The sequence below is a fragment of the Microcoleus sp. N9_A1 genome, assembly GCF_036701795.1.
Lineage (GTDB): Bacteria > Cyanobacteriota > Cyanobacteriia > Cyanobacteriales > Microcoleaceae > Microcoleus.
In genome coordinates this window covers 1-7,457 of sequence record NZ_JAUBRI010000133.1, presented here as the reverse complement: position 1 = coordinate 7,457, position 7,457 = coordinate 1, and the positions used below count along the sequence as shown (strand labels likewise).

At 43.2% G+C, this 7,457-nt stretch carries 7 protein-coding genes and 2 pseudogenes; 5 read left to right on the top strand and 4 right to left on the bottom strand.

Going from position 1 to position 7,457, the window contains the following annotated elements:
- The 5 genes from QUA58_RS30385 to QUA58_RS30365 form a co-directional block, all read left to right on the top strand.
- A partial coding sequence (locus QUA58_RS30385) for an ISAzo13-like element transposase-related protein (RefSeq protein ID WP_445301917.1) occupies nt 1–359 on the top strand: 359 nt, incomplete at its 5' end.
- 408 nt (nt 360–767) lie between these two features.
- Entirely contained in the window at nt 768–1,331 is a 564-nt protein-coding gene (locus tag QUA58_RS30380; protein WP_333397851.1) for a hypothetical protein, read from the top strand.
- Nucleotides 1,332–1,335: 4 nt separating this feature from the next.
- Nucleotides 1,336–1,602, top strand: a complete 267-nt coding sequence (locus QUA58_RS30375) for a transposase (protein WP_333257424.1) — start codon at nt 1,336–1,338, stop codon at nt 1,600–1,602.
- A gap of 80 nt (nt 1,603–1,682) precedes the next feature.
- Nucleotides 1,683–3,278, top strand: a complete 1,596-nt coding sequence (locus QUA58_RS30370; protein ID WP_333397850.1) for an IS1182 family transposase — start codon at nt 1,683–1,685, stop codon at nt 3,276–3,278.
- Between the two features lie 65 nt (nt 3,279–3,343).
- On the top strand, nt 3,344–3,517 hold the full coding sequence (locus QUA58_RS30365) for a glycosyltransferase (protein ID WP_333257428.1): 174 nt from the start codon (nt 3,344–3,346) through the stop codon (nt 3,515–3,517).
- A gap of 197 nt (nt 3,518–3,714) precedes the next feature.
- On the opposite strand, the gene QUA58_RS30360 is transcribed toward QUA58_RS30365, so the two are convergent.
- The 4 genes and pseudogenes from QUA58_RS30360 to QUA58_RS30345 form a co-directional block, all read right to left on the bottom strand.
- Nucleotides 3,715–5,640 (bottom strand): alpha-amylase family glycosyl hydrolase, encoded by a 1,926-nt coding sequence (locus tag QUA58_RS30360; protein WP_333397848.1) that lies wholly within the window; start codon nt 5,638–5,640, stop codon nt 3,715–3,717.
- A gap of 291 nt (nt 5,641–5,931) precedes the next feature.
- A pseudogene (locus QUA58_RS30355) lies at nt 5,932–6,183 on the bottom strand (Rpn family recombination-promoting nuclease/putative transposase); the annotation flags it as partial.
- A 12-nt stretch (nt 6,184–6,195) separates the two neighbouring features.
- Nucleotides 6,196–6,354: pseudogene (locus QUA58_RS30350) on the bottom strand (transposase); the annotation flags it as partial.
- Nucleotides 6,355–6,600: 246 nt separating this feature from the next.
- A partial coding sequence (locus QUA58_RS30345) for an RNA-guided endonuclease TnpB family protein (protein ID WP_333397846.1) occupies nt 6,601–7,457 on the bottom strand: 857 nt, incomplete at its 5' end.

Sequence of the window (7,457 nt, the reverse complement as noted above, 5' to 3'; positions counted from 1 at the left end):
CGGCAATCAGAAGCAATCGCACACAATTCATCAAACGCATCATCGAGTTATCTCAGGCAATTGGCTTAAGAATCAGACTAATTTACTATCCACCATATCATAGTAAGTATAACCCAATTGAACGCTGCCCAGCAGCAGTTGAACACTATTGGAATGGTGCTATTTTAGATTCAGTTGAAACTGCCATAAACTGGGCAGCTAAAATGACGTGGCAAGGAATTAAACCCATTGTACATTTAGTTGAGACCATTTACGAGAAAGGAATAAAAGTCTTACCTCATGAGTTAAAAAAATATCTACCCGAATGGCAACGTTCTGAAACTTTACCCAAATGGGATATCAAGATTATCCCCATTTAATCGGTACTTTATTTTTCCGCAAGTCCCGTAAGAGGAACCTAGGGCGTCGGTTCAGTACCCAGACTTGACAGAACCAGACAACTATGATAAGTGAAGTAAGAACCCGGTTAAACTCTAACAAGTTTTGATAAGAAACCTTATGCGTCCTCCTCTATGGACTCCTCCTGTGCAACTATCAGCCTCAGAAGAGGTGATTATCAAGCGTATCATTCATAGCCAAACTATTTACATTTCTCAGGCTCAATCGTCTCGATATATTTAATGATGAGTTCCAATAAGAACTCGCTACAATTTTCAAAGACAGTACAGTTGGGTATAGTCCAGTACCCCCAGCACAACTTGCTTTGGCGACTATTCTTCAAGCGTACCTAGGAATTTCTGATGATGAAGTGATTGAAGAAATGAGTCGTGGATAAACGCTGGCAGTTAGTTTTGGATTGTTTGGAGTGCGAAAAAACTCCATTCTGTAAAGCCACCTTGGTGAGATTCAGAAAGGCTTTAATTAAAAAGGAACTTGACCAGCGTTTAATTGACCGGACTGTAGAAATCGCTAAAGAAAAAGGTGGATTTGGCTCATCTCAACTAAGAGTGGCATTAGATTCCTCTCCGTTATGGGGAACAGCTAAAGTAGAAGATACCTATAACCTATTGGGTCATGCTCTTCGTAAGGCCGTGAGTGTGATAGCTGTCCAGCAGGGGAGGGGGCTGGCAGAAATTGCCCATGAATTAGGTACTTCAATTGTTAGTAGTTCCAGCTTAAAAACTGCATTAGACTTAAACTGGGACGACCCAAGAGAGCGCCAAAACGCGCTTTCAATTATCCTAAACAGCTTAAATTCCGTAGATGAATGGATGCAATCCCAGTCTGAGCCTGATGAATTTGAAGTGGCACAATCGACTCTAGTTGTTGCCCGAGTTATTGAATCTCAAAATGTAACCTTAGACTCTCTCTTGAGTTCCTATTCTCAGTAAAGGGGTGGCTAAAGACCGGCGCATTTCTATTGAAGATCCCGATATGCGACATGGAAGGAAAAGCAGCTCTCAGAAAATAAATGGATATAAACGCCACGTTCTCAAAGATTTAGATATAGGCGTAATTCGGGCTGTGGCTTTGACGAAAGCGAATACTCCCGAATCTGCTGCTACAGTTGACATTTCCAGAGACTTAAAATTCTCACATACTCAGCTATCTGAATTACATATTGACCGCGCTTACTTATCTAGAGCGTCGGTTCAGTATTAGGAGTTGACAAAACTGGATGAGTATGATACCGCTGGAAAAGCCTTTTCAATTCTAATAATCAGGAAGAAGGAAGAAATCTTATGCGTCCTCCCTTATGGCATCCTCCAATTGAACTCTCAGAAAGAGAAGCGTTGATTATCAAACGCATTAAACGAGCCAAGTTATTCACGTTTCTTAGACTGAACCGTTCATTCATATTTAATGATGAGTTTCAAGAAGAACTTGCTACAATTTTTAAAGACAGCACAGTGGGTCAGGGCCCAATTCCTCCTGCACAAATTGCCTTGGCAATTATTCTGCAAGCCTACTTAGGCATTTCGGATGATGAAGTAATTGAAGAAATGCTCATGGATCAACGTTGGCAGTTAGTTCTTGATTGTCTCAATTGTGAAACTCCCCCTTTTAGCAAAGCCACTTTGGTTCGATTCAGAAAGGGCTTAATTAAAAAAGAACTAGACCAACGTTTAATTGACCGCACCGTAGAAATTGCCAAGCAAAAAGGTGGGTTTGGCTCATCTCAAGTCAAAGCGGCTTTAGATTCTTCCCCGTTATGGGGAGCTGGTAAAGTCGAAGATACATATAATCTCTTGGGTCATGCTTTGCGTAAAGCAGTGAGTGTGATAGCTGCTGGACAGGGGCGGGAGCCAGCAGAAATTGCCGAGTTAGCTGGTGCGCCAATTCTCAATAGTTCCAGCTTAAAAACAGCCTTAGACTTAAACTGGGATGACCCTTCAGAGCGTCAAAATGCACTATCAATGATTCTAAACAGCTTATGTTCTGTGGAAGAATGGATGCAAAGCCAGTCTGGTTGTAATGAGTTTGAAGTCGCCAAAGAGACTCTGGATGTGGCCCGAGTGATTGAATCTCAAAATGTAACTTTTGACTCTCAAGGAGTTCCAAGTTTAAGCAAAGGAGTAGCCGCATACCGTCGCATTTCTATTGAAGACCCAGATATGCGACATGGACGGAAAAGCAAGTCTAAGAAAATAGATGGATCTAAACGCCACATCCTCAAAGATTTAGAGAGTGGTGTAGTTTGCGCGGTGGCATTGACTCGCGCAAATACTCCGGAAGCCACTGCTACAGTTGACCTAGAACGTGACTTAAAATTTCAAAATATTCACCTAGCTGAGTTACATATTGATCGGGCTTATTTATCCAGTCATTGGGTGACACAACGGGATGATAAATTACAGATATTTTGCAAGGCGTGGCCGGTCAGAAATTCTGGACGGTTTGATAAAAATTATTTTTTTCTTGACTGGGATACGCATTTAATTAGCTGTCCCAATCAGGTAAGTATCCCATTTGAACCCGGAAAAATTGTTCATTTTCCTCAGAATGAATGTGCAATTTGTCCTCTGAGGTCTGGTTGCACGAATAGTAAAAGAGGACGGACTGTATCAATTCATCCTGATGAAGCCTTAATGCAAGAGTTGCGAGCACGTCAATCCACTGCTATTGGTCGAAAAGACTTAAGAAAACGTACTACAGTTGAACACTCTCTGGCTCATATTGGTCATTGGCAGGGTGATCGTGCTCGCTATATTGGACAGCGGAAAAATCTCTTCGATCTACGGCGAGTCGCTGTTGTCCATAATCTTCATGTCATTGCTCGAATGGATAAGGTTCGGCCGATTACACCAGGCATAGAGTCGAACTCATGGACTGGCTAATTTCATAAAGTCCTTTTTTTGTCAACTCCTAATACTGAACCGATGCCCTAGCGCCCCCAGGCATTGTGACAACAGTCAATCCAGGAGATGCTGCGGGTTTGCACGAGGCGATCGTCCATTTGCTTTCAAATCCTCAAGAAGCTGAAGCTCAAGCGCAGCGGGGGTACGAAATGGTTGTGAACCAGCACAGCAGTGAACCTTATATCGATGTTTTAGCCCAGAAGTTGCGATCGCTTTAGAGTCTCCCGAGAGCAGTAATTTCAGCCGGCTACAAGCCCGTTCCACCAAACAGAAACACTCTTGTGGAACACGCATATTGCCTGTTCCCAACCAACAGGTAAAACAGGCAATATGCCTGCTGATGAACGGGCTTCTAGCCCGTTCCACCAAACAGAAATATTCTTTTTGTGGAACAGGCTAGAAGCCTGTTCCTAACTCAAGACTCCCGTCCACTCGCCCACTTGTCCCGCCATTTCACAGTCCCTTCCGAAACTAAAACCCAGCGGCGACAAACCAGATTTTCTCGCAGCGGCGACAGTCCTTCCCGTAGCAACGCATACTTATAAGAAATCAACTTTCCCGCACTTTCATTAAAAGGAATTTCCCCAAACCAAGTATTAGTATTAATATACTCCAGCGGGTAACCCTTGCTAATATCCCAATTCCCCAATTCAGGACAATCTCCAATCACCACAATCCTTTCCCCAGGCTGACTTCTAACGCTATTAAGCTGCGCCCGTACAATAGTTTTCGCCTTAACTCGCTCTCCGACGCGGCTAAAAATCATTACTTCCCGCGAACCAAACTCTACATTGTACAGCATCCCATCTTTAACTTCAAACTTACGGCGCGATAAAACCTCCGTATGCTCTCCATCAGGCAGCTCAGTATCAACGGCTTTAATGGTAACAGAATTGCCCCGATTCATCGCTACAAACACCACAGAATCGCGATAGCGGCGCACGTAACAATAAACATCAGCAGTTAGATATTTTGGCCAGTGACTCCCCATCGAAATAGCTGGATTCAGCCGCCGCAATCCCGACAGTAATCGCACAGCTCGGTAAATCGGCGAATCAGTATCCCAATTTTCCATCATCGGGCGGTTGTATGGGTCATTTCCCCCATCTGTATCATCACGCAGATACTGTTCAGTGCCGTAATAAATGCAGGGAATGCCGCGAGTCGTCATAATTAAACATATCGCCAACTGCAGCATTTCTGGATCGGGATTTAACGACTGAAACCGCGGCATATCGTGGTTGTCAATAAAAGTAATCAATTCCGTCGCCCCGTAGTAGCGGTGATCCAAATTCAGGACATCTTGGACTAACTTAAATCCCGCGTCCGCACCCTGTCCCAATACTTCTCGAATTGCCACGCACAAACCAAAATCTAAAATAGTCATCCCCGACTCGTTGACAAATTCCACAGAACGATCGTTTCTAGGGTCGCTGTAAATCCATTCGCCAAAAATGAAAACATCAGGTCTGTGTGTTAAAATATCAGCAGTAAATTCCTGCCAAAACCAAATAGGCATATGCTTGACTGTATCAACCCGCAAAGCATCAACACCTCTGTCTAGCCATTGTTTAATTGCTGACTTAATATAACGGCGGTATGCAATATTATTTTCGTTGAAAGTTGCTAAACCAGACAGTTCGCAGTTGTGGACTTGCCATTCATCTTCCCAGTTTGTGACTTCGCCGTAGTGGTGATACCAGTCATCTTCATCGTCGTTAAAGTCAGCTATTTTGACGCCATCATCGTAGAGTTCCCCTTTTTTGCCGCTAAAATCTGGGTTGCTGTGATTGCAGACAATATCGAGTACGAGTTTCATGTTTCGCTGGTGCAACTCGTGTACTAATTTGTCAAATACCGTATCTTTACTTTCTTGTGTTTGGTTAATAGAAGGATTGTCGCCTTTGGCAATAAAGCGGGGATTTAGTCGCTTGAAATCTTTAGTCCAGTAGCCGTGAATAGCAGCTTGTTCGACAAATAATGCTTCAACTTGCTCGAACAGTGGAGTCAGCCAAACTGCGCTAACTCCCATATCTTTTAAGTAATCGAGTTTGTCGATAACTCCCTGCAAGTCGCCGCCCCAATATTTGCCCCAATCTTTGCCTTCTGGATCGTAAAGTTCAGGGTTTGGGCCTTCGTTATTTTCGGGGTCGCCGTCGTAAAAGCGATCGACTACAAGGAAATAAATTGTTTCTTGTCGGAATTCAATGTCTCTGGTGTAGAGGAATTCTAAATCGATTTCGCTTTCTGGCTTAACTTCTTCTACCAGAGACTGAATTTTTTCTTCTGGTTCGCTAACTTCATATTGAGAGGAAGTTTGATTGGGAGTGACTGATGTCATGAGATGTATTTTTTTATATTGTAAGATTGGTCAGTTATTCGGAGCTAGAGTCGGAGATAGCTTTCCCCTCTGACTGACTTTTACAGCATCATACGGAATTTACTGGTTTAATGAAATCTTCCTTTAGAGAGAGGGCAGACTCATCCTTAAGCATTATATGGATGAGAATTAATATTTAGCATAATTCTCAATCAAAGAGGCAGAGCCTCAAAAACCCGCGCTACCAGGCTGATCCTAGTAGCGAGAAAAGGTGTACTAATTGTGCGTGCGATCGCACTTTTTCCCGTCCTTTCATTCCTCCCGCAAGTTTTGGATATCTTCAACACTCAAACCAGTGGTTTGACTAATGGTTGGATTGTCAAGGACATTGAGAAGTTGCCTAGCAATTTCTAGAGCTTTTTCTCTCATTCCTAGCGCGAGTCCTTCTTCTCTGCCTTCTTCTCTACCCTCTTCTCTACCTTCTGCGATGCCTTGTGCGATTCCTTTTTCAATTCCCTTGAGCAAGACACCCTGCTGATCGAGAATAAACATTTCGCGGCTCTCCTGAACTTATGGTTATAATTTTATCTGATGAGAGAAGCAAGCTAACACGCGATTTCTAAAGTTATTAAAATTAGAAAAGCCATATCCTTGCCTCATGATCAACTTGATTCGATTGTTGATTCCTTCCATGACTCCACTTGTTGTGCGATTAAGAAAGTAATTGCAAATACCGGTAGTGCCCTGAAGGAAAGGATGGAGTAAAATTAAGCTACTATTAAAGAGAAGTGTTTGCCATTAGTGATATGACAGTAGAAATTAATTCTTGCCTCAATTGTGGCTCAGAAGAAGTTAGTCGTAACGGTCAGACTCGGCATCTTCATTCAGTTGACAGTTGACAGTTGACAGGTAAACAAAACTACAAATGTCGAAAATGTGGTCTTGACATCCTCCCCACTGATAAATCAGGGGGATTCCAATCTACCCAAACAACGAAAGCTGTTTAGGGAACTGGTGGGTTGACGCTTCACTGTTCGATTCCGCATTAGATGCGGTCTTACTTCGTCCTTCACGTCCGTTTATAGTATCGGGCAATCCACCCGCGACTTTTATATTAATCGCTGCATTCTCGTCTCGGTCGTGAACGGCATCGCAAAATAAGCAAGTCCATTCACGAACTGAGAGTTCCTTTTTCCCGCCAATCTGTCCACAACAAGAACAGCGTTGGCTAGTTGGTTCCCAGCGACTAATAACTCTAAAATCTCTGCCGTACATTTCCGACTTAGCTTCTAACATTGTCCGAAAACTTCGCCAACCTAAATCAGAAATAGCACGAGATAATTTGCGGTTTTTCATCATGCCGGAAATGTTGAGGTCTTCTAGGACTATCGCTTGGTTTTCACGAATCATCCTGGTACTCAATTTGTGCAAAAAGTCGTTACGGATGTCGGAAATCCTGGCATGAATTTTCGCCACTTTCCGACGCGCCAATTCCCTCCGTTTGCTTCCCTTCTTCTTTCTAGATAGTTTACGCTGTGCCTTGTGAAGCTTCCTCAGATACTTCTTGAGAGGTTTGGGAGATTTTATTTTTTCACCTGTACTCAGAGTGGCGAAATCGGTTATACCGAGATCGATACCAACTGATTGCCCGTTGGGTAATATTGTTGGGACGACTTCAACGACGAAGCTGATAAAGTATCGGTTCGCAGCATCTTTAATTACTGTGACCGAACTTGGCGGAGATGGCAACTCCCTTGACCAGACGACTTTAATTAGCACAATTTTAGTAAGATAAATTTTCCCGTGTTTAATCGAGAAACCTCCTATCCTGAATCGTG